This window comes from Pseudomonas sp. TWRC1-2 (assembly GCF_049896685.1).
Taxonomy (GTDB): domain Bacteria; phylum Pseudomonadota; class Gammaproteobacteria; order Pseudomonadales; family Pseudomonadaceae; genus Aquipseudomonas.
In genome coordinates this window covers 130,564-154,742 of record NZ_JAFCUU010000003.1, presented here as the reverse complement: position 1 = coordinate 154,742, position 24,179 = coordinate 130,564, and the positions used below count along the sequence as shown (strand labels likewise).

Annotated in this window: 19 protein-coding genes; 3 read left to right on the top strand and 16 right to left on the bottom strand. The window is 60.3% G+C overall.

Annotated features, from left to right (window positions below):
- Window positions 1-36: 36 nt before the first annotated feature.
- The 3 genes from ACP7B3_RS09565 to pbpC all read left to right on the top strand — a co-directional run bounded on the left by ACP7B3_RS09565 (window position 37) and on the right by pbpC (window position 8,831).
- Entirely contained in the window at window positions 37-666 is a 630-nt protein-coding gene (locus ACP7B3_RS09565; RefSeq protein ID WP_426178701.1) for a LysE family translocator, read from the top strand.
- A gap of 79 nt (window positions 667-745) precedes the next feature.
- Window positions 746-6,553 carry an MG2 domain-containing protein gene (locus ACP7B3_RS09560; protein WP_426178700.1) on the top strand — a complete coding sequence of 1,936 codons (5,808 nt, stop codon included), beginning with the start codon at window positions 746-748 and terminating at the stop codon, window positions 6,551-6,553.
- A complete protein-coding gene (pbpC, locus tag ACP7B3_RS09555; RefSeq protein WP_426178699.1) occupies window positions 6,534-8,831 on the top strand; it encodes a penicillin-binding protein 1C in 2,298 nt (765 codons plus the stop codon). Before ACP7B3_RS09560 ends, pbpC begins: the two co-directional genes overlap by 20 nt.
- A gap of 152 nt (window positions 8,832-8,983) precedes the next feature.
- On the opposite strand, the gene ACP7B3_RS09550 is transcribed toward pbpC, so the two are convergent.
- The 16 genes from ACP7B3_RS09550 to ACP7B3_RS09475 all read right to left on the bottom strand — a co-directional run bounded on the left by ACP7B3_RS09550 (window position 8,984) and on the right by ACP7B3_RS09475 (window position 24,167).
- The gene (locus ACP7B3_RS09550) at window positions 8,984-10,150 is read right to left on the bottom strand and encodes a hypothetical protein (protein WP_426178698.1); all 1,167 of its coding nucleotides are present in this window, start codon (window positions 10,148-10,150) and stop codon (window positions 8,984-8,986) included.
- Window positions 10,147-10,728: a LemA family protein gene (locus tag ACP7B3_RS09545; protein WP_262206813.1), complete on the bottom strand. Its 582-nt coding sequence runs from the start codon at window positions 10,726-10,728 to the stop codon at window positions 10,147-10,149. The genes ACP7B3_RS09550 and ACP7B3_RS09545 overlap by 4 nt, the downstream gene beginning before the upstream one ends.
- A gap of 193 nt (window positions 10,729-10,921) precedes the next feature.
- Window positions 10,922-12,754 carry a glutamine--fructose-6-phosphate transaminase (isomerizing) gene (gene glmS / locus ACP7B3_RS09540; RefSeq protein WP_369302785.1) on the bottom strand — a complete coding sequence of 611 codons (1,833 nt, stop codon included), beginning with the start codon at window positions 12,752-12,754 and terminating at the stop codon, window positions 10,922-10,924.
- 9 nt (window positions 12,755-12,763) lie between these two features.
- Window positions 12,764-13,531 carry a DeoR/GlpR family DNA-binding transcription regulator gene (locus ACP7B3_RS09535; protein ID WP_145158397.1) on the bottom strand — a complete coding sequence of 256 codons (768 nt, stop codon included), beginning with the start codon at window positions 13,529-13,531 and terminating at the stop codon, window positions 12,764-12,766.
- A gap of 211 nt (window positions 13,532-13,742) precedes the next feature.
- Entirely contained in the window at window positions 13,743-15,110 is a 1,368-nt protein-coding gene (glmU, locus tag ACP7B3_RS09530) for a bifunctional UDP-N-acetylglucosamine diphosphorylase/glucosamine-1-phosphate N-acetyltransferase GlmU (RefSeq protein WP_426178697.1), read from the bottom strand.
- A gap of 123 nt (window positions 15,111-15,233) precedes the next feature.
- Window positions 15,234-15,650 carry a F0F1 ATP synthase subunit epsilon gene (locus tag ACP7B3_RS09525; protein ID WP_003177061.1) on the bottom strand — a complete coding sequence of 139 codons (417 nt, stop codon included), beginning with the start codon at window positions 15,648-15,650 and terminating at the stop codon, window positions 15,234-15,236.
- 44 nt (window positions 15,651-15,694) lie between these two features.
- Entirely contained in the window at window positions 15,695-17,071 is a 1,377-nt protein-coding gene (gene atpD / locus ACP7B3_RS09520; protein ID WP_017135118.1) for a F0F1 ATP synthase subunit beta, read from the bottom strand.
- A 27-nt stretch (window positions 17,072-17,098) separates the two neighbouring features.
- The gene (gene atpG / locus ACP7B3_RS09515; protein ID WP_003233565.1) at window positions 17,099-17,959 is read right to left on the bottom strand and encodes a F0F1 ATP synthase subunit gamma; all 861 of its coding nucleotides are present in this window, start codon (window positions 17,957-17,959) and stop codon (window positions 17,099-17,101) included.
- Between the two features lie 50 nt (window positions 17,960-18,009).
- The gene (atpA, locus tag ACP7B3_RS09510) at window positions 18,010-19,554 is read right to left on the bottom strand and encodes a F0F1 ATP synthase subunit alpha (protein WP_017135120.1); all 1,545 of its coding nucleotides are present in this window, start codon (window positions 19,552-19,554) and stop codon (window positions 18,010-18,012) included.
- A 21-nt stretch (window positions 19,555-19,575) separates the two neighbouring features.
- A complete protein-coding gene (locus ACP7B3_RS09505) occupies window positions 19,576-20,112 on the bottom strand; it encodes a F0F1 ATP synthase subunit delta (RefSeq protein WP_145158401.1) in 537 nt (178 codons plus the stop codon).
- Window positions 20,113-20,124: 12 nt separating this feature from the next.
- Window positions 20,125-20,595, bottom strand: a complete 471-nt coding sequence (locus tag ACP7B3_RS09500) for a F0F1 ATP synthase subunit B (protein ID WP_016970692.1) — start codon at window positions 20,593-20,595, stop codon at window positions 20,125-20,127.
- A 58-nt stretch (window positions 20,596-20,653) separates the two neighbouring features.
- Window positions 20,654-20,911 (bottom strand): F0F1 ATP synthase subunit C, encoded by a 258-nt coding sequence (atpE, locus tag ACP7B3_RS09495; protein WP_002555987.1) that lies wholly within the window; start codon window positions 20,909-20,911, stop codon window positions 20,654-20,656.
- A gap of 134 nt (window positions 20,912-21,045) precedes the next feature.
- Window positions 21,046-21,915, bottom strand: coding sequence for a F0F1 ATP synthase subunit A (gene atpB / locus ACP7B3_RS09490; protein WP_017848936.1), 870 nt, complete (start codon window positions 21,913-21,915; stop codon window positions 21,046-21,048).
- A 16-nt stretch (window positions 21,916-21,931) separates the two neighbouring features.
- Complete coding sequence (locus tag ACP7B3_RS09485; protein ID WP_010565865.1) at window positions 21,932-22,339, bottom strand: F0F1 ATP synthase subunit I; 408 nt, start codon at window positions 22,337-22,339, stop codon at window positions 21,932-21,934.
- Window positions 22,340-22,487: 148 nt separating this feature from the next.
- Window positions 22,488-23,360 (bottom strand): ParB/RepB/Spo0J family partition protein, encoded by an 873-nt coding sequence (locus ACP7B3_RS09480; protein ID WP_145158403.1) that lies wholly within the window; start codon window positions 23,358-23,360, stop codon window positions 22,488-22,490.
- A 9-nt stretch (window positions 23,361-23,369) separates the two neighbouring features.
- Complete coding sequence (locus tag ACP7B3_RS09475) at window positions 23,370-24,167, bottom strand: ParA family protein (RefSeq protein WP_017477894.1); 798 nt, start codon at window positions 24,165-24,167, stop codon at window positions 23,370-23,372.
- Window positions 24,168-24,179 lie beyond the last annotated feature (12 nt).

Genomic DNA, 24,179 nt, shown 5'->3' with positions numbered 1-24,179 from the left:
CTCCTAGAATCAGCCGATACATCAAGGGGGTGGAACATGACAGAGCTGTGGCTATTTCTGATGGCACTTTCGGTGGCGTTTCTGCTGCCGGGGCCGGACATGATCCTGTTGCTGCAAACCGGCGCACGCCAGGGCAAAGCGCTGGCGCTGACCACGGCCATCGGCCTGGGCCTCGCCCGGGCCTGCCATGTGGTGTTGGCGGGCATGGGGCTGGCGACCTTGTTCAAGGTGGCGCCCTGGACCTTCGACGTGGTGCGCCTGGGCGGTGCGGCCTACCTGTTATGGCTGGGCGTGCAATGCCTGCGTGCCAACGGGCTGCCATCGCTCGACGCCTCTCACGGCGCACCACCCGCCCATGCCTGGCGCATGGCCTTTCAACGCGGACTGCTGACGAACCTGCTCAACCCAAAGGCCCTGCTGTTCTGCTCGGTGCTGCTGCCGCAATTCATCAACCCGCAAGCCGGCCCGGTGGCGGCGCAGTTTGCATGGCTGGGGGTGATGCTGGTGACGGTGGGCTTCGCATTTGACTGCTGCTACGCCCTGGCCGGCGCGCGCATCAGCCGCTGGCTGGCCAGCAATCGCTCGGCGCAGCGCCTGCAGCAGTGGTTATTCGGCAGCCTTTTGATCGGTTTTGCGGTGCGTCTCACTTTTGTGCAACACGCCTGAGCGTTTGCGGCCTATTCACGTCATCTTTTGTATCAAAGACGCGTGTAAGATACGCCGCACTTAGCCAGGGATGCTCACCATGTTCGATGCGTTGAAAGCGATCAGTCGCCGTTTTCTCGGCCTGTTAACCACGGTGGTGAGTGCCCTGTTCGGCCAATGGCAGCCGCCTTTCTGGCTGCGCGCCATCGGCCGAGGCCTTGCGAACCTTGGCCGCAACGCTCGCGCCTATCCGCGCCAGGCCGGCGCCGGCGTGTTGGGCCTGGTGTTACTGGCTGGCGCAGGATTCTACGGCTGGCACTGGTATTCAAACCTGCCGCAGCCGCACACCGTTGGTTATTCGTTGCACAAGCCAAACCTGACGGATTACACCCAGCAACCGCCGGTGGTGGATAACTTGCAGGTGCGTTTCGCCGAGTCCGTGGCCCCCTTGGCGGCGATTGGCAAACCGGTGACTGAGGGCATCACCCTCAAACCCACCGTGGCAGGCGCCTGGCGCTGGTCCGATGACCACACTTTACTGTTCGTGCCAGAAAAAGACTGGCCAGTAGACGCCCACTACACGCTGGACCTGGCGAAGAAAAACCTCCTGGCCGACGGCGTGTTGCTCAGCCAGTACAGCAGCCAGTTTTCCACCCAGCCATTCCGCGCCACCCTGGCACAAAACGAGCTGTATCAAGACCCGTCCAACCCGACGCTGAAACAGCTGGTCGCGACCTTCCACTTTTCCCACCCGGTGGATGAAGACAACCTGCGCAAGCGCGTGTCTGTGAGCCTCGGCAAAGGCCTGGCCTACCGCGACGCGCAGTTGCCCAACCGCCCGGAAATCACCTTCGACGACAACAAGCTCAACGCCTACGTACGCTCCGCCGCCCTCGCCACGCCGCTGGAAAGCACGCCGGTCAGCGCCAGGCTCGACGAAGGCATCAAGGCCCGCGAAGGTGGCAACGCCAGCACCGCGCCGCTGGTGTCGGAAGTCACCGTGCCCGGCCGTTATCGCCTGACCTTCACCGGCGCCGAAGTCAGCTTTGTCGACAATGAACGCGGTGAACCGGAACCGGTGCTGATGTTCAGCAGCTCCAGCGCCGTGGCCGATGACACCATTGCCGGTAAGGTCCAGGCGTGGCTGCTGCCGGAAAAAGCCCAGGACGACACCCGCCCCTATACCAGCAACGACATCGACGACGCCCTGCTGGCCCGCAGCACCAAGGTCGCCCTGACCCACGTGCCCAGCGTCGAGCCGTTGAATACCCTGCACGCGTTCAAGTTCAAGGCCCCGGCCGGTCGCGCGCTGTATGTGCGCGTGCCCGCCAACCTGGAAGCCATCGGCGGCTATCTGGCGAAAAACCCTACGGCCTCGTTGATCAGCATGCCGGCGTATCCGCGCACGCTGCAGTTCCTGTCCAACGGCGCGCTGCTGAGCCTCAACGGCGAAAAACGCCTGGGCTTCATGGCCCGTGGCGTGCCCGGCGCCCACGTGGAAATCGCCCGCCTGTTACCCAACCAGTTGCAACACCTGGTGGACCAGAGCAGCGGCAGCTTTGCCCGGCCGAACTTCGGCAATGAATACTTCGACCGCATGGTGGAGCGTCAGTCGCTGGATATTGCGCTGTCGTCCAATGACCCGGCAAAAACCGTCTACGACAACGTCGACCTGAGCCACTACCTCACCGCCAACGGCGGGCGTCGTGGCATTTTCGTGCTCAAGCTCAGCCCTCAGGATGACCCTGCAGAACGCACGTTCGAATACGACCGCAGCAGCACCAGCGACCTGCGCTTTATCGTGGTGACTGACCTGGGCATCATCGCAAAGCGTTCCAGCGACGGCAGCCATGATGTGTACGTGCAGTCGATCGGCAATGGTTCGCCGGTGGCCGACGCACAGGTCGACATCATTGGTCGCAACGGCCTGCCGGTCAGCAGTGGCCGCACCGACACCGAAGGCCATGCGCATTTCGCCAAGCTGGATGAACTGCGCCGTGAGAAAACGCCGCTGATGTATGTAGTCACTCGCGGCAATGACCAGTCCTTCCTGCCGATTGTCCGCCAGTCTCAGCAGCTGGATTTATCGCGCTTTGACGTAGGCGGTTTGGAAGAAGACGGCGCAATTGATCGCCTCAGCGCCTACCTGTTTACCGACCGCGGCCTGTATCGCCCTGGCGAGACCGCGCACTTGGGCATGATCGTGCGCAGCGGCAACTGGAAAGGCGCCCTGCAAGGCCTGCCGGTGGAGCTGCAAATCACCGACCCGCGTGGCCTGGAAGTGATTCGCCAACCCCTGAAGTTATCCACCAGCGGTTTTGAAACCTTTGATTTCCCCAGCAGCGACGTCGCCCCCGCAGGCGATTACACCGCGACCTTGCAGTTGATTGGCGAGAAAAACACCCGCACCGACCTGGGCAGTGTCAGCTTCAAGGTCCGCGATTTCGAGCCGGACCGCATGAAGGTCAGCCTGAGCCTGCACGACACGCCCGTATTGGGCTGGATTCCACCGGACCAGGTGGTGGCCAAAGTCACTGCAATGCACTTGTTCGGCGCTCCGGCCGCCGGCCGCAGGGTGACGGCGAAGATGTCCTTGAGCCCGACGCTTGCGGCCTTCGACCGTTATCCCGATTACCGCTTCCGCCTCAACAACTCATTGGAAGACGCCAGCACCGAAGACCTCGCCGAAACCACCGTCGACGACAACGGCCAGGCCGTGCTCGACCTTAACCTGCAACGCTTCGCCAACAGCACCTATCGCCTGCAGGTTATGACCCAGGTGTTCGAGGCTGAAGGTGGGCGTAATGTGGCGGCGCAAAGTGCGCTGCTGGTGTCGTCCGCGCCGTATCTGGTCGGTGTGAAAAGTCAGGATTCGCTGTCGTACGTCGCCAAGGACGCCCCGCGTCAGGTGCAGTGGCTGGCCGTCGCGCCGGACCTCACGCCAGTGGCGGTGGACGGCCTGACCAGTGAAGTGGTCGAGCACCGTTATGTGTCGGTGCTGGTGAAACAGTCCAATGGCACCTACAAATACGAGTCGCGCATCAAGAACATCAGCCAGCCCGCCTCGCCATTGACGATGACCAAGGACGGCGCCAAGCAGACCCTGAACACCGGTACGCCGGGCGATTTCACCCTGCAACTCAAGGATGCCAACGGCAACCTGCTCAACCAGATCGACTACAGCGTGGCCGGACGTGGCAACACGTCGCGCTCCCTGGAGCGTAATGCCGAGTTGCAGCTGCGCCTGGATAAACGCAGCTACGCCACCGGCGATGAGATTGCGATCAGCATCCGCGCGCCGTACACCGGCGCGGGTTTGATCACCATCGAGCGCGACAAGGTTTACACCCAGCAATGGTTCAAGGCCGACAGCACCAACAGCGTGCAACATATCCGCGTGCCTGCAGGCCTTGAGGGCAATGCCTACGTCAACGTGCAGTTTGTGCGCGACATTGGCTCGTCCGAGGTTTATATGAGCCCGCTGTCCTACGGCGTGGTGCCGTTCAGCATCAACCTCGATGCGCGGCGCATGGCGCTGAAGGTGGAAGGCCCGGCGAAGATCGAGCCGGGGCAAACCCTGGCCATCAAGGTCACCGCCGACCGCCCAGGCCGCGCGGTGGTCTACGCGGTGGACGAAGGCATCCTGCAAGTCGCGCGCTACCAGACGCCGGACCCGTTGGGTTTCTTCTTCCAGAAGCGCGCACTGGAGGTCGGTACCAGTCAGATTCTTGACCTGATCCTGCCGGAATTCAGCCGCTTGCTCAGTGGGGCGGCGCCCGGTGGCGATACGGAAGGCGCCCTGGCCAACCACCTCAACCCGTTCAAGCGTAAACATCAGCCGCCCGTGGCCTGGTGGTCCGGGCTGGTGGACCTGCCGGCCGGTGAAACGATGTTGCATTACCAGGTGCCGGACAGCTTCAACGGCAAGCTGCACCTGTTTGCGGTGGCGGTGGATGCCGACAGCGTGGGTGTCAGCGAGGCCAACACCGAGGTGCGTGGGCCGATCGTGATCACACCGAACGTACCGGCTTTTGTCGCCCCGGGGGATGTGTTCAACGTGAGCGCTGGCGTGTTCAGCAACCTCGATGCGGCGGCCGACGTGAAGTTTGAAGTGCAGACCAGCGACGGCCTCACCGTGCAGGGCGACAAAGGCAGCACCTTGTCATTGCAACCGCGCAAGGAAGGCACCGCCGAGTTCAAGATCAAGGTCGGCGAAACCCTCGGTTCGGCGGACCTGCGCTTTATCGCCGTGCTGCCAGACGGCAAACGCATCCAGGTAGCAGAAACCACCTCGATCCGCCCACTGAGCGAACACCGCGTGGCCCTGAGCCTGGGTCGTTTCGACAGCGCCAGCAAAGAGCTCAAGCCAACGCGCGAGCTGTTCAGCCAGCTGCGCGACGTGCAACTGGGCGTGGCGGCCTCGCCGCTGGTGTGGGCCAACGGCCTCAAGCATTACCTGGACGACTACGGCTATGCCTGCACCGAGCAATTGGTGTCCAAGGCCATGCCGGCGTTGATCTGGGGCGGCACGGCGCCAGAAGCCGAGCAAGCCTTCACCAGCGCAGTGCGTATGTTGCGCCAACGCCAGAACCAGGCCGGTGGTTTCGGTTTGTGGGCCGCCAACCCGGATGTGGCGCCTTATGCCAGCCTGTACGCCACCGACTTCCTGATCGAAGCCAAGGAACGCGGGCTGCCGGTGCCGGAAGATTTGCTGGTGCGCGCCAATGCTTATCTGACAGACCTGGCCAACGGCCCGAGCGAAGGCCTGTCGGAATTGCGCAACCGTGCCTACGCCAGTTACCTGCTGAGCCGTCAGGGGATTCTGGTGAGCGGCGCCTTGAGCGATATCCGCGAGCGCTACGAGAGTTACTTCAAAGACACCTGGCAGAACGACCTGGGCGCCGCGTACCTGGCCGCCAGCTACAAGCTGCTCAAGCAGGACCGCCAGGCCGATACGCTGTTCCGCAAAATCCCATGGCGCTCCCTTGTGGATAAGTGGGACAGCGACGGCCTGTATTACGACCCGCTGGTGCACGACGCCGAACACCTGCACCTGCTGGCACGCCACTTCCCTGAGTTGCTGGACGATGTACCAGCAGCCTTGCTGGATAAGCTCGGCAAGCGTCTCAACGAGCAACGTTACAATTCGCTGTCGGCCGCCCTGCTGCTGCGAGCCCTGGACAACTATGGCCAGCGCGCGCAAAGCGACATGACCCTCAAATCCACCGCCTGGCTGGGCGACAAGCAGCAGCAACTGCTGGAAATGGCCGGTCAGCCGCCGCGCGCCGCCGTACCGGGTGCCACGCAAAAACTGGTGATGGAAAAAACCGAGGGCCCGGCCGCGTTCTACATGCTCAGCGAGGCCGGTTTCGACAAGGGCGCCAAGCTCAAGCCGATCAACAATGGCCTGGAAATCATCCACGAATACCTCGACCTCAAAGGCGAGCCGGTGAGCAAAGTGGCGGTGGGCGATGAGTTCCTGGTGCGTCTGCGCCTGCGTGCGACCGACCGCGACCAAGTGCAGCAAGTGGCCGTGGTCGACCTGCTGCCCGGCGGCGTCGAGCCTGTGTATAACTTGCCGCCGGAGCCGGAAACCGCCAGCGCCGATGAAAGTGAAGGCGACGATTCGGAGTACGTGGAAACCGCCGACGGGGATGAAGCGGATGCCTGGCAGGCGCCTATCGGCGAAACCGAACTGAGCAACTGGCAGCCGGACTACGTGGACGTGCGTGATGATCGGGTGGTGTTGTACGGCACCGCGCTACGCGATGTGGGCACTTTCGTCTACCGCGTGCGCGCTACCAACGCCGGCACCTTCAACACGCCACCGGCCTACGCCGAAGGGATGTACGAAACCACCCTGCAAGGGCGCGGCAAAGTAGGCCAGCTTGAAATTACCAAGCCTTAAACGCCTGACGCCGCTGCTGGCAGCGGCGGTAGTACTGGTGGGCTTGCGGTTGTGGCCGCACGCCCCGCTGGAACAGGCCGTTACCTCGTCGCGGGTGGTGTTGGCCGACGACGGCGCGCTGCTGCGCATGACGTTGGCGGATGACGGCCAATACCGGTTGTGGCTGCCGCTTGCGCGCATGTCGCCGTCACTGGTCGAGGCGTTGCTGCTCAAGGAAGACCGCAATTTCTATTGGCACCCGGGCATCAATCCCCCGGCGTTGCTGCGCGCGGCCATGGCCACCTACAGCGGCGGCCAGCGCCAAGGCGGTTCGACCTTGAGCATGCAACTGGCGCGGCGCTTGTGGGATTTGAACACCCGCCAAGTGCCGGGCAAGTTGCAGCAGATGGCCTTGGCGTTGTGGCTGGAGGCGCGCTACAGCAAGCACGACATCCTCGAGGCCTACCTGAACCTGGCGCCCATGGGCGGCAATATCGAAGGCGCCGAGGCGGCCAGTCGCATTTACTTTGGCAAATCGGCAGCACAGTTGTCGTTGTCCGAAGCACTGGCGCTGGCGGTGATTCCCCAGCAACCGGGGCGACGCGCGCGCTTCGGGCCCTCGCTGCAAAACGCGCGGCTGCGCTTGATGGCCGACTGGCGCGAGACTTATCCACACGACCCACGAAACGACAGCTTGCTGGACTTGCCGCTGGAAGCACGCAACCGTCAGCAAATCCCGTTTCTGGCGCCGCACCTGAGCGAACAGTTGTTGGCTTCACAGGCTGGCAACGAGTTGAACACCACGCTCAACCTGCCGCTTCAGCAACTGCTTGAGCGCCTGATTACCGGCTTTATCGCCGAGCGGCGTAGCACAGGCGTGGAGAACGCCACAGCGATCCTGATCGACAGCCGCGACCAGAGCGTAAAAGCGCTGGTGGGCTCGGCGGATTACTTATCCACAAGCATTCACGGGCAGGTCAACGGCGTGTTGGCACGGCGCTCGCCGGGGTCGACCCTCAAGCCGTTTCTGTATGGGCTGGCGCTGGATCAGGGTGTGATCCACCCCATGAGCATCCTCAAGGATTTGCCGAGCAACTTCGGCTACTTCCAGCCGGAAAATTTCGACGGCAGTTTTAGCGGGCCGCTGACAGCGCGGGATGCTTTGATCCGTAGTCGCAATATCCCGGCGGTGTGGCTGGCCAGCCAAGTCAAATCACCCTCGCTGTATGGTTTGCTACAACGCGCCGGCATCCAGGGCCTGCGCGGCGAAAGCCATTACGGCCTGGCATTGGCCCTCGGCGGTGGTGAGATGACGCCCGAGGAGCTGGCGCGGCTGTATGTGATGCTGGCCGGTGACGGGCATCTGCGGCCGTTACGGTATTTGCAGGAACAGCCGCCATCCACTGGACCGCAACTGCTCACGCCGCAGGCCGCGTTTATGGTGCGCGACATGTTGCGCCGCAACCCACGGCCGGATGGCTTGCCGGGCCGCCATTGGCGCACCGCGTGGAAAACCGGCACCTCGTGGGGTTTTCACGATGCGTGGAGCGCGGGTCTGGTCGGGCCGTACGTGCTGGTGGTGTGGGTGGGTAATTTCGATGGTCGACCGAACCCTGCGTTTATCGGCGCCAAGACCGCTGCGCCGTTGTTCTTTCGCATCGCTGACGCCCTGCCGCTGGCGCTGCCCAACGTGGTGATAAAACCTGACAAACCACCCGCCGGGTTGGTGCGCATCGACGTGTGCGCCGCTTCCGGTGAGTTGCCCAACCGCTGGTGCCCGCAAACCCGCAAGACCTGGTACATCCCCGGTGTGTCGCCGATTCGTGTGTCGAACCTGCACCGCCCGGTGTTGATCGACACCCGCACTGGCAAGGCCGCGTGCCCGCCGTTCGATGCGCAATACACCCATGAAGAAGTCTTCGAATTCTGGCCAAGCGATGTGCAGCGCCTGTATCGCGCTGCCGGCTTGCCTCGGCGCACGCCGCCTAATGTAATGAAAAATTGCCAGCCCAACCGCATCAGCGACCAAAGCGAAGCGCCGCAGATTCGCTCGCCGCTGACCCAGGTGAGCTACCAGTTGCGACTGTCCCAGCCGCAGGAAAGTATCCCGCTCAATGCCAACGCGGCCAGCGACGCAACCACGCTGTACTGGTTTGCCGACCAGACGCTGATCGGCCAAGGCCCGCCGCAAACCACGTTGAACTGGCGGCCGGGCAAGTCGGGCGAATACCGGTTGCGGGTCAGCGATGATCAGGGCCGCAGTGCGAGCCGGGGGTTGAAGGTGGAGTTTGTGCCGTGATCACAGGGTACTTGGCTGGATAAGCGCAGATCCCCCCTGTGGGAGCGGGCTTGCCCGCGAAGACGGTGGCCCAGCAAACAGTGATGTTGACTGACCCACCGCTTTCGCGGGCAAGCCCGCTCCCACATTTGATCTCCTGCGCGACGCCCTGATCAGGCGTCTTCATCGCCGAAGCTGGCTTTGCCGGCATCCTTGGAAAAATGCTTGAAGGCCGCACCCAGCTTGCGTTGCTCGAAGATCGAAAACACCAACGTGCCGAGCAGGATCAGCATCCACACCAGAAACAGCTTCAAGGTATCCACCTGAGCCACGAACAGCAGCAGCGTGACCACGCCGCCGATGACCATGCCCAATCCCATCCACGCGCCCAGCACACGACCCACCGCCAGGCGCATGCCCTTGGGCAGGACCAGCCGGGTCGCCATCATCACCACGATGATCGTCAGGAAAAAACCAAACGCCGCCATGAACGGAATCGGGAAACCGCCCTCGCGGTACAGCCAGGCCAGCAGCCGATACACGGGGCCCAGTGGCTCCATTTGCTGATACGTGTCGGGACCGGGTAAATGCAGTTGGGCGAAATGCGCGGGCGTCATGGCCATGATGCCCACGCCGATCATCCCGACCACGGCGGCATAGAAACCACCGGCACGCCACAGCGGTGCCAGCACGCGAGTGTTTTCTACATCCTGGGTCAGCGCCAGACCGAACACCGCGTTGCGCTGTTTGCCTTGGGCAATCGCAGGTTTGCCGTCGCGCTCACAGGCATCGCCAATCAGCATCACGTCCAGGTCCTGGACCAGCAGGATCTCGCCTTGGCGTCGGGAACTGCCGACGAGTTCGTAGTCGTCGGGGGCCTTGTTGCCGAACAGATCAATGCCTTCGGCGATCACGCGGATCTCACCCGTTGCATCCTGCAGGCGGAAGTCATTGCAGCGCGCCTCGCCGGATACCCGGCTCCAGCTCCAGTGCCCGTCGTCGTCTTTCTTGCCGTCCTCGACAACCCAGACATAGCCCACGCACGGCTTGCCATTCACCGGCGACAGCTGGGTTTTGTCGGCAATCACTTTGCCGCGCACTTCCACCAAGCCCATCGCCAGCGAGCGAATCTGGCTGGTGGCCAGCCGCTGTTCGGTTTTATAGAAGTTGGGCCCGAAGCTGAGCAGCAGGCCGACCAGAATGCCTACCGGGAAAAACAGCGCGATAAAAATGTGCGGTGCGTAAGCAATCAAGCTGATGAAGCCTGCGAGCAACACCAGCGCCAACGCGGTTTTCCACTTGGGTTTCTTCGCGACGACGCCTGCCTGGGTGGTTTTCATGCCCCCGGCACCTCAAGCTTTACGCCTTCGTAGCGGGTTTCTTCGGCGCTGATCGCCAGCAACGGAATACGCTGATAGCTGAGCATTCGCGCAAAGAACAGGTCGGGGAACACCGCGATGGCGATGTTGTAGAGGTTGACCGACTCGTTGAAGAACTCACGCCGGTCGGCAATGCGCTCTTCCACCGCCGAGATCGCCTGCTGCAACTCGACCATGTTCGGCCCGGAGATCAACGCCGGATAACTCTCTGCCACCGCAATCACCGACTTGAGCGCGGCATTGAGCTGGTTGGACGCATCGACCTTGTCGTTGAGGCTGCTGGCATTCAAGTATTGAGTGCGCGCGTCGCTGAGGCGGGTAAACAGCGCGTTCTCGTGGTTCATGGCGGTCTGCACCACGCGCATCAGATCGGGGATCTGGTCGGCCCGTTGCTTGAGCAGCACGTCAATGTTGGCGAACGCCTTATCCACATCGTTACGCCGCATGACCAGGCCGTTGTAGACCCCGACCATCCAGCCGATCACGCCCACGACAATGATCAGCACGACGATGCCGGCGATTAGCAGTTCTATGTTCATGGAAGGCATCCCTGGCTGAGTTATCCACAGGGAGGCATTCTAGGGGGAACCTGACAGGCGTATGCGGTATTGGCGCACAAAAACGATAAACGCCGATGACCGGTTGCTTCGGCGGTTTTCTACACGTTCTTCGCCCATAAAAAACCCTCGATTGCCGAGGGTTTTTTAAGTGATGCCTTACGAGTCCAACGTATTACTCCACCGTCACCGACTTCGCCAGGTTACGCGGCTGGTCCACGTCGGTGCCCTTGAGCACGGCAACGTAGTAGGACAGCAACTGCAGCGGGATGGTGTAAAGGATCGGCGACAGGGTGTCGTGGATGTGCGGCATGTTGATGACGTGGGTGCCTTCGGCGTTGGTCATGCCGGCTTTTTCGTCGGCGAACACGATCAATTGGCCGCCGCGGGCACGCACTTCCTGCAGGTTGGATTTGAGCTTCTCCAGCAGTTCGTTGTTCGGCGCGACGGTGACCACCGGCATGTCGTCATCCACCAGGGCCAGTGGGCCGTGTTTCAGCTCACCGGCTGGGTAGGCTTCGGCGTGGATGTAGGAGATTTCCTTGAGCTTGAGCGAGCCCTCCATCGCCACCGGGTACTGCGCGCCACGGCCGAGGAACAGGGTATGGTTTTTGTCGGCGAACAGTTCAGCGACTTTTTCCACGGTGCTGTCCATGGCCAGGGCTTCGCCGAGGCGGGTTGGCAGGCGGCGCAGTTCTTCGACCAGCGTGGCTTCGACGCCTTCGGCGAGGGTGCCGCGGACTTGGCCCAGGGACAGGGTGAGCAGCAACAAGCCAACCAGCTGGGTGGTGAAGGCTTTGGTGGAAGCCACGCCGATTTCGCGACCGGCCTGGGTCAGCAGGGTCAGGTCGGATTCGCGCACCAGGGAGCTGATGCTGACGTTGCAGATCGCCAGGCTGGCGAGGAAGCCCAGCTCTTTAGCGTTGCGCAGGGCCGCCAGGGTGTCGGCGGTTTCGCCGGACTGGGAGATGGTCACGAACAGGGTGTCGGGTTGCACCACCACCTTGCGGTAGCGGAACTCGCTGGCGACTTCGACCTGGCACGGGATGCCGGCCAGTTCCTCAAGCCAGTAACGCGCAACCATGCCGGCGTGGTAGCTGGTGCCGCAGGCGACGATCTGCACATTGCGCACTTTGGCGAACAGCTCGGCGGCTTGTGGGCCGAAGGCGTTGACCAACACTTGGCTCTGGCTCAGGCGGCCTTCCAGGGTGCGTTGCACCACAGACGGTTGCTCGTGGATTTCCTTGAGCATGAAATGGCGGAATTCGCCTTTGTCAGCGGCTTCGGCGCCGTCGCGGTATTGCACGGCTTCGCGTTCGACGGAGTTGCCGTTGACGTCCCAGATCGCCACGCTTTCGCGACGGATGTCGGCGATATCGCCTTCTTCCAGGTACATGAAACGGTCAGTCACCTGGCGCAGCGCCAGTTGGTCGGAGGCAAGGAAGTTTTCGCCCAGGCCCAGGCCGATCACCAACGGGCTGCCACTGCGCGCGGCGACCACGCGGTCTGGCTGGCTGGCGCTGACCACGGCCAGGCCGTAGGCGCCGTGCAGCTCTTTAACAGTGGCCTTGAGGGCGACGGTCAGGTCGCCGAGGTCCTTGAGCTTGTGGTTCAGCAGGTGGGCGATGACTTCGGTGTCGGTGTCCGAGGTGAACACGTAGCCCAGGCCTTTGAGCTGCTCGCGCAGCACTTCGTGGTTTTCGATGATGCCGTTGTGCACCACCGCCAGGTCACCGGAGAAGTGCGGGTGGGCATTGCGTTCGCACGGCGCACCGTGGGTGGCCCAACGGGTGTGGGCAATGCCCAGACGGCCAACCAACGGCTCGCCGAGCAGGGCTTGCTCCAGTTCACTGACCTTGCCCGGGCGACGCATACGCTCAAGCTTGCCGGCGTTGGTAAAGACCGCCACACCGGCGCTGTCGTAGCCGCGGTATTCCAGACGCTTGAGGCCTTCAAGCAGGATGGCGGTGACGTTGCGTTCAGCGACTGCGCCTACAATTCCACACATGGTTTTCTCCTAGATGATTGCCGCGCATATCAGCGTAATGCCGCGGTCTTGGATCTGGTCGCGGGCCTCAAGCGGCAGGCGATCATCGGTAATAAGGGTATGGACGCTGCTCCAGGGCAGTTCCAGGTTGGGAATCTTGCGGCCAATCTTGTCGGACTCGACCATCACCACCACTTCACGGGCGACCTCGGCCATCACGCGGCTCAGGCCCAGCAGTTCGTTGAAGGTGGTGGTACCGCGCTGCAGATCGATGCCGTCGGCGCCGATGAACAGTTGATCAAAGTCGTAGGAGCGCAGCACTTGCTCGGCGACCTGGCCCTGGAACGAGTCCGAATGCGGGTCCCAGGTGCCGCCGGTCATGAGCAGCACCGGTTCGTGTTCAAGCTCGCTCAAGGCGCTGGCCACGTGCAGGGAATTGGTCATCACCACCAGGCCGGGCTGATGGCCCAGCTCGGGGATCATGGCGGCGGTGGTGCTGCCGCTGTCGATGATGATGCGCGCGTGTTCACGCAAGCGCATCACGGCCGCACGTGCGATGGCGCGCTTGTAAGCCGAGATGGGTTGGGCGGCGTCGCCCACCAGCTCCTGAGGCATGGTGATGGCGCCACCGTAGCGGCGCAGCAACAGGCCATTGCTTTCCAGCGCGGCCAAGTCCTTGCGGATGGTGACTTCCGACGTTTCGAAACGCTTGGCCAATTCGTCCACGCTGACCTCGCCCTGTTCATTGAGCAAGGTCAGGATGTTGTGGCGTCGTTGGGGAGTATTTCGTTTCGACATGGTGATGACAAGTTTCGTTTCGAAAGATAACGAAGGCAATCAAAACCTATTGGCGAAAGATCGTCAAGCAGCGCGAACAAAATTTTTAAGCACACCACACCGCAAATGTGGGAGGGGGCTTGCCCCCGATAGCAGAGTGTCAGTCGATTCATAAGCTGACTGATCTACCGCCATCGGGGGCAAGCCCCCTCCCACATTGATTGTGGATAACTCAGGTCTTTTTGATTTTGACCGGGCGTTTCCAGCCGTCGATGTTGCGCTGGCGGGCGCGGGCTACGGCCAGTTGCGACTTATCCACATCCTGGTTGATGGTTGAGCCCGCAGCAGTGTTGGATCCGTCGCCGATAGTGACGGGAGCAATCAGCGAGTTATTCGAGCCGATGAATACGTCCTCGCCAATCGTCGTCTGATACTTGTTCGCACCGTCGTAGTTGCACGTGATCGCACCCGCACCGATGTTGCTGCGAGCACCAATCACCGCATCGCCCAGATAAGCCAGGTGGCCGGCCTTCGCGTCGTCGCCCATGCGCGCGTTCTTCAGTTCGACAAAGTTACCCACATGCGCCCTGGCCCCCAATACGCTGCCCGGACGCAAACGCGCGAACGGGCCAGCATCGCTGCCCTCGCCCATCACGGCACCGTCGATATGGCTGTTGGCTTTGATCACCACGCCTTTGCGCAGGGTGCTGTCCTTGATCACGCAGTTCGGGCCGATCACTACGTCGTCTTCAATGATCACGCGGCCTTCAAGGATCACGTTGATGTCGATCAGCACGTCGCGGCCGACGCTGACTTCACCGCGTACGTCGAAGCGCGCCGGATCGCGCAGGGTCACGCCCTGGGCCATGAGACGGCGGCCTTCGCGCAGCTGGTAATGACGCTCCAGCTCAGCAAGCTGCTTGCGGTCGTTGGCGCCCTGCACTTCCATGGGGTCGTGGGGCTGCTCGGTGGCGACCAGCAGGCCATCACTCACGGCCATTTCGATCACGTCAGTGAGGTAGTACTCGCCCTGGGCGTTGTTGTTGGACAGGCGGCTCATCCAGTCAGCAAGCTTATTGGCCGGCACCGCGAGAATCCCAGTGTTGCCTTCAGTGATGGCGCGCTGGGCTTCGCTGGCGTCTTTGTGCTCGACGATAGCGGCCACCTTGCCGCCCGCATCGCGCACGATGCGGCCATAACCGGTGGGGTCATCCAGTTCGACGGTGAGCAGACCCATTTGGCCAGGCACGACGTGCTTGAGCAGGCGTTGCAGGGTTTCCACTTCGATCAACGGCACGTCGCCGTAGAGGATCAGCACTGTGTCGGCGCTGATGAACGGCACGGCCTGCGCGGTGGCGTGGCCGGTGCCCAGTTGTTTGTCCTGCAACACAAAATTCAGGTCATCCGCCGCCAGGCGTTCACGCACCACGTCGGCGCCGTGGCCGATCACTACGTGAATCCGCTGGGGGTCCAGTTGCCGGGCGCTGTGGATAACATGGCCGAGCATGGAATTACCCGCGACCGGGTGCAGCACCTTGGGCAGAGCCGAACGCATGCGAGTGCCTTGGCCTGCGGCGAGGATGACGATTTCAAGAGACATGAATGGCTACCAATCCTGGGCGGTCCGGCTTCAGACCAGAGAAGTGTTTTGCAAAAAAAGAAAAAGGGTAGCCGAGGCTACCCTTTTTAATCAATCGCACATGAAGCATGACGGCTGGGCCGCTTACTTCTTGCGGATCTGCTGGAGCGTGCGCAGCTGGGCTGCAGCCTCGGCCAGACGTACAGCAGCAGCGCTGTAGTCGAAGTCCGCGCCCTTTTCGTTCAGGGCCTTCTCGGCAGCCTTGACGGCTTCCTGAGCGGAGGCTTCATCCAGGTCGCCAGCACGTTGCACGGTGTCGGCAAGTACCTTGACCATGTTCGGCTGAACCTCGAGGAAACCACCAGAGATGTAAAACACCTCCTTTTCCCCGCCTTGCTTGGTCAGCGTGATCGGACCTGGCTTCAAGCTGGTGATCAACGGCGCGTGGCCCATGGCAATACCCAGGTCACCGAGTTCGCCGTGTGCAATCACCATTTCTACCAGACCGGAGAAGATTTCCCCTTCCGCGCTGACGATATCGCAATGGACTGTCATAGCCATCTGATTGCCTCAACCTGATGAGCGCCCGTTGCCGGGCGCCGGGATTACAGTTTCTTGGCTTTCTCGATCGCTTCTTCGATGCCGCCGACCATGTAGAACGCTTGTTCTGGCAGGTGGTCGTAGTCACCGTTGAGGATGCCTTTGAAGCCAGCAATGGTGTCTTTCAGGGAAACGTATTTACCCGAAGCACCGGTGAAGACTTCAGCCACGAAGAACGGCTGCGACAAGAAGCGCTGGATCTTACGAGCACGGTTTACCAACTGCTTGTCGGCTTCCGACAGCTCGTCCATACCCAGGATCGCAATGATGTCCTTCAGTTCTTTGTAACGCTGCAGCACGTACTGAACGCCGCGAGCGGTGTCGTAGTGCTCCTGGCCGATCACGTTCGGGTCCAGCTGGCGCGAAGTCGAGTCGAGTGGATCGACCGCTGGGTAGATACCCAGGGAAGCGATGTCACGGGACAGAACGACGGTGGCGTCCAAGTGGGCGAAGGTGGTCGCAGGCGACGGGTCAGTCAAGTCATCCGCAGGTACGTATACCGCTTGGATCGAGGTGATCGAACCTTCTTTGGTCGAAGTGATACGTTCTTGCAGAACGCCCATCTCTTCAGCCAGGGTCGGCTGGTAGCCTACTGCCGAAGGCATACGGCCCAGCAGTGCGGATACTTCAGTACCGGCCAAGGTGTAACGGTAGATGTTGTCGACGAACAGCAGAACGTCGTTACCTTCGTCACGGAACTTCTCGGCCATGGTCAGGCCAGTCAGTGCTACGCGCAGACGGTTTCCCGGCGGCTCGTTCATCTGACCGTAAACCAGTGCCACTTTGTCCAGAACGTTGGAGTCCTTCATCTCGTGGTAGAAGTCGTTACCCTCACGAGTACGCTCACCCACACCGGCGAACACGGAATAACCGCTGTGCTCGATGGCGATGTTACGGATCAGTTCCATCATGTTTACGGTTTTGCCTACACCGGCACCACCGAACAGACCGACTTTACCGCCTTTGGCGAACGGGCAAACCAGGTCGATAACCTTGATGCCGGTTTCCAGCAGATCGTTGCCGCCAGCTTGTTCGGCGAACGAAGGTGCTGGACGGTGAATGCCCCAGCGCTCTTCGGTGTCGATCGGGCCAGCTTCGTCAATCGGGTTGCCCAGTACGTCCATGATCCGGCCCAGGGTCGCTTTACCGACCGGTACGGAGATGGCTGCGCCAGTGTCGACAACGTCCAGACCGCGCTTCAAGCCTTCGGTGGAACCCATCGCAATGGTACGAACTACGCCGTCGCCCAGCTGCTGCTGAACTTCCAGAGTAGTTTCCGCGCCTTGTACTTTCAGCGCGTTGTAGATGCTCGGTACGCTGTCGCGTGGAAATTCCACGTCGATAACGGCGCCGATGATTTGAACGATACGTCCGCTACTCATAGCTGGATCCTCTGAATATTTGAACCGTTAAACCGCGGCAGCGCCGCCGACGATTTCCGAGATCTCTTGGGTGATCGCAGCCTGACGCGCCTTGTTGTAGATCAGCTGCAAATCGCTGATCAGATCACCGGCGTTATCGGTAGCGTTTTTCATCGCGATCATCCGCGCCGCTTGTTCAGCTGCGTTGTTCTCGACCACCGCCTGGTACACCTGCGACTCCACGTAGCGCACCATCAAGCCGTCAAGCAGCTCTTTGGCGTCTGGTTCGTAGAGGTAGTCCCAGTGGTGCTTGAGTTCCTGATCCGGAGTCGCCACCAGTGGAATCAATTGCTCCACGGTTGGCTGCTGGGTCATGGTGTTGATGAACTTGTTGGATACCACGGACAGGCGGTCAATCCGGCCTTCCAGGTACGCATCCAACATCACCTTCACACTGCCGATCAAATCATTGATCGACGGCTCTTCACCCAGGTGGCTGATAGCTGCAACGACGTTACCGCCGAAGTTACGGAAAAAGGCCGCACCCTTGCTACCAACAACACACAGATCAATCTCGACGCCGTTTTCGCGGTTTACCGCCATGTCCTTGACCAGGGCCTTGAACAGGTTGGTATTCAGACCACCGCACAAACCACGGTCACTGCTCACTACCACATAACCCACACGCTTAACGGCGCGGTCGATCATGAACGGGTGGCGGTATTCCGGGTTGGCGTTGGCCAAATGCCCAATTACCTGGCGGATACGTTCCGCATAAGGACGGCTAGCAGCCATGCGCATTTGTGCCTTGCGCATTTTGCTGACCGCCACTTTTTCCATGGCGCTGGTAATCTTTTGCGTGCTTTTGATGCTCGCAATCTTACTGCGAATCTCTTTTGCGCCTGCCATGTAACACCTATCAGGTTAGCAAGCGGGAGCCTTGCGGCTCCCGCTGCGGCTTACCAGGTTTGGGTGGCCTTGAACTTCTCGATACCGGCTTTCATGCCAGCGTCGATTTCGTCATTGAAGTCACCCTTCACGTTGATCTTGGCCAACAAGTCGGCGTGATCGCGGTTGAAGTAAGCAATCAGCGCTTGTTCAAAGCTGCCGACCTTGGTGATTTCGACGTCAGTCAGGAACCCACGCTCAGCGGCATACAGCGACAACGCCATGTCAGCGATCGACATTGGGGCGTATTGCTTCTGCTTCATCAGCTCGGTAACGCGCTGACCATGCTCAAGTTGCTTACGGGTGGCTTCGTCCAGGTCAGAAGCGAACTGGGCGAATGCCGCCAGTTCACGGTACTGAGCCAGAGCGGTACGGATACCACCGGAGAGCTTCTTGATGATCTTGGTCTGAGCGGCACCACCCACACGGGATACCGAAACACCGGCGTTCACAGCAGGACGGATCCCGGAGTTGAACATGGCCGATTCCAGGAAGATCTGACCGTCGGTGATGGAAATCACGTTGGTCGGAACGAACGCGGAAACGTCGCCAGCCTGGGTTTCGATGATCGGCAGTGCGGTCAGGGAACCGGTTTTGCCGGTCACTGCGCCGTTGGTGAACTTCTCTACGTACTCTTCGGATACGCGGGATGCGCGCTCCAGCAGACGGGAGTGGAGATAGAACACGTCGCCTGGGTAAGCTTCACGGCCTGGTGGACGGCGCAGCAGCAGGGAAATCTGGCGGTAAGCCACTGCTTGCTTGGACAGATCGTCATAAACGATCAGCGCGTCTTCACCGCGGTCGCGGAAGAATTCACCCATGGTGCAACCGGAGTACGGTGCCAGGAATTGCAGCGCAGGAGATTCCGAAGCACTGGCAGCCACGATGATCGTGTTGGCCAGGGCGCCGTTTTCTTCCAGCTTGCGAACCACGTTGGCGATGGTCGATTGCTTCTGACCAATGGCTACGTAGACGCAGAAAATGCCGCTGTCTTTCTGGTTGATGATCGCGTCGATCGCCAGAGCGGTTTTACCGATCTGACGGTCACCGATGATCAGCTCACGCTGGCCACGGCCGACCGGAATCATGGCATCGACAGCCTTGTAGCCAGTCTGTACAGGCTGGTCTACCGACTTACGCCAGATCACGCCTGGAGCAACTTTCTCGACCGCGTCGGTCTCGGTGTTGCCCAGTGGACCTTTACCGTCAACAGGGTTACCCAGTGCGTCGACTACGCGACCCAGCAGTTCCTTACCAACCGGAACTTCCAGGATGCGGCCTGTGCACTTGGCGCTCATGCCTTCAGCCAGACTGGTGTACGCGCCCAATACAACGGCACCTACGGAGTCTTGCTCCAGGTTGAGGGCCATACCGTAGACGCCGCCCGGAAACTCGATCATCTCGCCGTACATTACGTCGGCCAGACCGTGAATCCGCACGATGCCGTCAGATACGCTGACGACAGTGCCTTCGTTACGGGCTTGGGAGGTCACATCGAGCTTGTCGATGCGGCCCTTGATAATTTCACTTATTTCGGAAGGATTGAGTTGCTGCATTGCTCTGCTGCCCCTTCAAACTCAAGATTTCAATGCTTCGGCAAGTTTCGCGATTTTGCCGCGAATCGAGCCATCGATAACCAGGTCGCCGGCACGGATAACAACACCCCCGATCAGGGATGCGTCCTCCGAAGCTTGCAGGCGCACTTCCCGATTGAGTCGTGCACTGAGAACCTTGGCGAGTTTGTCTTGCTGTTCTTGGTTCAATGCAAAAGCACTGGTCACTTCAACGTCTACCGACTTCTCTTCTTCGGCCTTGTACAGGTCGAACAGAGCGGCGATCTCCGGCAATAGCGAGAGACGGTCGTTTTCGGCAACGACGTGAATGAAGTTCTGCACTTTCACATCAAACTTGTCGCCGCACACTTCAATAAAAGTGGCGGCCTTGTCTGCGCTCGTCAGGCGCGGGGCCTTGAGCACGCGCTGCATGGTGTCGTCTTGCGACACTGCTGCAGCCAGGCCGAGCATGGCTGACCAAGAGGCCAGCTGCTGGTGGGCCTGGGCGTGCTCGAAGGCTGCCTTAGCGTAAGGTCGGGCCAACGTGGTCAGTTCTGCCATGATCGCCCTCGCTTAAATTTCAGCAGCCAGTTTGTTAACCAGCTCCGCGTGCGCGTTTTGATCGATTGTGGCACCGAGGATCTTCTCAGCACCGCCGACCGCCAGAGCACCCAGTTGGGCACGCAGCGCGTCTTTGACGCCGTTCAGTTCCTGTTCGATCTCGGCATGAGCCGAAGCCTTCACACGGTCAGCTTCGACGCGGGCTTTATCAACAGCCTCTTCGACGATCTGGTTACCGCGCTTCTTGGCTTGCTCAATGATTTCAGCTGCCTGTGCTTTAGCTTCGCGCAGTTGATGACCCGCTTTCTCTTGGGCCAACTCCAGGTCGCGAGCTGCACGGGTGGCAGCGTCCAAGCCGTCTGCGATCTTCTTCTGACGTTCGTGCAAAGCCGCGATGACCGGAGGCCACACGAACTTCATGCAAAACACTACAAAAATGAAGAACGCAACGGATTGGCCAATCAGGGTTGCATTAATGTTCACGCCAACACCTCGCTCATTCGTTGTCCATCACCCCAATCAACTCGAAAAATTCGAGTGATTAGCCAGCGAGTTGACCAACGAAAGGGTTCGCGAAGGTGAAGAACAGAGCGATACCAACGCCGATCATGGTCACGGCGTCGAGCAGGCCGGCGACGATGAACATTTTAACTTGCAGCATTGGTACCATTTCTGGCTGACGCGCTGCGCCTTCCAGGAATTTGCCGCCCAGCAGGCCGAAACCAATGGCAGTACCCAGGGCGCCCAGGCCGATCAACAGTGCAACAGCGATAGCGGTTAGACCAACTACAGTTTCCATCTTTCCTCCCGACTTTTACGTCGTATGGTTTAGGTTTTTTAGATTTTAAAGCGGTAAAACAAATCGTTTCATAGCCCGGTAGGGCCCACCTTCCCGTGTTACCGGGAAGGACATCAGACTAGTCGAGACTGGTCTTAATGGTTCTCTTCGTGCGCCATCGACAGGTAGACGATGGTCAGCATCATGAAGATGAAGGCCTGCAGGGTAATGATCAGGATGTGGAACACAGCCCACGCCCACTGCAGAACTACGCCCAGGCCGCTAAGCCAGAGCAGACCACTGCCGAACATCACAGCGATCAGAATGAACACCAGCTCGCCGGCATACATGTTGCCGAACAGTCGCAGAGCCAGGGAAATCGGCTTGGCGACCAGCGTTACGAACTCCAGCAGGAAGTTCACCGGGATCAGCAGGGCTTGAACAAAGATGTTCTTGCTGCCGAACGGGTGCAGGGTCAGTTCGCCGATGAAGCCGCCGATGCCCTTGACTTTGATGCTGTAGAAAATGATCAACGCAAACACCGACAGGGCCATGCCCAGGGTGGCGTTAGGGTCCGTGGTGGAAACCGCACGGAATGGAATGTGGTGATCGCCGGTGATCAGGATGGCCAGCTGAGGAATCCAGTCGACCGGAATCAGGTCGACGGCGTTCATCAGGAACACCCAGACGAAGATGGTCAGTGCCAGCGGTGCAATCACCGGGCTACGGCCATGGAAGCTGTCTTTCACGCTGCCATCGACGAATTCGACCAATACTTCAACGAAGTTCTGCAAAGCACCCGGCTGACCGGAAGTCGCCTTCTTTGCCGCCATGCGGAAAATCAGGACGAAGATCAGACCCAATGCGACAGACCAACCCAGAGTATCCAGGTGGAATGCCCAGAAGCCCATTTCTTTGGCTTCTGCTGCGGTGTGGGCGAAGCCCCAGCCGCCGTTGGGAAGCTGACCGAAGGTCAGGTTCTGCAAGTGGTGCTGGATATAGCCCGAAGCGGTTGTTTCTGCCATGGTTGCCTCAAACGCCCTAAGGTTTCGAAAGTCTTGTTTTCATTAGCAGGGGAGCGAACCAGCTGACCAGTTGGGTCAACACGAAGACGCCGAATACAGCCAGCGGCGCCAATGGCTTCACACCTGCAAAGGTCAGTGCAAACAGCACTGCCGTCAAAATCAGTTTCCCTGCTTCGCCGGCATAAAAAGACCGGACGATAGCCTGGGCTGCTCGGGCGCCGGAAAACCGAAAGGCCCTGTGAGCAAAATACATATTGGGCAGCAAGGCTATCAGGCCTCCGCAGAGTCCTGAATATCCGGCTACGACTCCATGCCAATACCAAAGCGCCAATGCGGCGATCAGCAAAATGACAAATTGAGCCAATAAAACCGGGAAAACGGCCAAGCGATGGAACGGCAACGTGTTTGGCGTGCGGGTTTCCATCACTCTTGCTCCTCAATGGTCGGCTGCCGAGAATCAATAACTTGGCATAATTTGTGCCGACAAAATGCGCGCAGAGTATAGGGGCGGTTCAGCCCCTATTCAACTGTCGGGTAGTGTTTTCCGATCGCGCGCTACATAAGCAAATGTTTCAGCGGATGTGGGCAAGGACGCCCTGAAGCTCATCGAGTGAGTTATACCCGATGACCAATTGTCCTTTGCCTTTCTTGCCGTGGCGGATTTGCACCGCAGAGCCCAGCCGCTCGGCCAGGCGCTGCTCGAGGCGCGCAATATCCGGATCAGGTTTGGCCGTTTCGACCGGTGCAGGTTTGCCGCTGAGCCACTGGCGAACCAACGCCTCAGTCTGACGAACGGTGAGGCCGCGTGCGACAACGTGTCGCGCCCCTTCAACCTGTTGATTTTCCGGTAAACCGAGCAAAGCACGGGCATGACCCATTTCCAGGTCGCCGTGGGACAGCATGGTCTTGATGACTTCCGGCAGCGCAATCAGGCGCAACAGGTTGGACACGGTCACGCGGGACTTGCCCACCGCATCCGCGACTTCCTGCTGCGTCAGTTTGAATTCCTGCTGCAAGCGCTGCAGGGCGATTGCTTCCTCGATGGGATTGAGGTCTTCACGCTGGATGTTCTCGATCAACGCCATGGCGATCGCAGTTTCGTCCGGCACATCGCGCACCATCGCCGGGATGGTCTCCTTGCCCGCCTGTTGGCTCGCGCGCCAGCGGCGTTCACCCGCGATGATTTCAAAGCGACCGCCGCCAATCGGGCGCACCACGATCGGCTGCATCACGCCTTGGGCCTTGATCGAATTGGCCAGTTCTTCCAGTGCCTGGGGATCCATGTCCCGGCGCGGCTGGTATTTGCCGCGCTGGATCAGGTCCAGCGGCAGGTGCTGCAGCTCGCGCTCGTCGGCCTGCACGGCTTGTTCTTCAAGCGAAGTGACAGTCGGACCACTCAGCAGTGCATCCAGTCCACGTCCGAGACCTCGTTTCTTGACGGCCATGGGGATTCCTTAAGTTGGCTGGGCTGCAGCGGTGCGTGAGTTGCGGCGTTGACGGCGAACCATCTCGCCGGCCAGTGCCAGGTAGGCAATGGCGCCGCGAGATGACTTGTCGTACGCCAGCGCGGGCATGCCATAGCTTGGCGCTTCGGCCAAACGGATGTTACGTGGGATCACCGTGTCGTAAAGCTGATCGCCAAAGTGTTCCTTGAGCTGGGCCGACACATCATTCATCAAGCTCAGGCGCGGATCGTACATGGTCCGCAACAGGCCTTCGATTTGCAGGTTCGGGTTAAGCAACTCTGCGATACGCTTGATGTTATCCACAAGGTCACTCAAGCCTTCGAGCGCGAAGTACTCGCACTGCATGGGGATAATCACCCCATCGGCAGCCACCAGCGCGTTCAACGTCAGCATCGACAGCGACGGCGGGCAGTCGATCAAAATGTAGTCGTAATTCTCGCGGATCGGCGCCAGGGCGCTGCGCAGACGGCTTTCTTTCATCTGCATTTCCAGCAGCACCACTTCGGCCGCGGTCAAATCGCGGTTGGCCGGCAGCAGTTGATAACCGCCGTGCTCGGAATAGTGCATGGCCTGGGCCAGGTCGCACTCGCCAATCAGCAAGTCGTAGACCGAGTTCTCCAGGCCGTGTTTATCCACACCGCTACCCATGGTGGCGTTGCCCTGTGGATCGAGATCGATCAACAGCACCCGGCGCTTGGTAGCGACCAGGGATGCTGCGAGGTTGATGCAGGTGGTGGTTTTGCCCACGCCACCTTTCTGGTTCGCTATCGCGAATACCTTAGCCATTCTTGCTTGTGT